This is a genomic window from Pseudoalteromonas sp. CR1 (assembly GCF_019392235.1).
Taxonomy (GTDB): Bacteria; Pseudomonadota; Gammaproteobacteria; order Enterobacterales; family Alteromonadaceae; genus Pseudoalteromonas.
Genome location: NZ_JAHXRM010000345.1, coordinates 1 through 262 on the forward strand (window position 1 = coordinate 1; position 262 = coordinate 262).

Genomic DNA, 262 nt, shown 5'->3' on the forward strand with positions numbered 1-262 from the left:
GTAAAACTCTTCACTATTTTGCATGCAATAACAGAAATCATGTCATCCGGATGAATATGCAAAACAATCCGACGGTACGATTTAAGCGATTCTACGATTGCAGCGATTTTCTCCAGAGGTGTATAAGCTCCTATAACCGTACACGTGTCAAAAAACCCGCGGGTACGCTCAATCGCTTTCTCATCACTTTGCCGAGTTATCAGCAGATCCGGTTTTTCCCGGTGCATCGTGGAAAGCTGCTCCATCAGTCGAGTATGACCAC

Annotated in this window: 1 protein-coding gene; it reads right to left on the reverse strand. The window is 45.0% G+C overall.

Going from position 1 to position 262, the window contains the following annotated elements:
- A partial coding sequence (locus tag KZZ04_RS19650) for a hypothetical protein (RefSeq protein WP_219423951.1) occupies positions 1-227 on the reverse strand: 227 nt, incomplete at its 3' end.
- Positions 228-262: the final 35 nt, after the last annotated feature.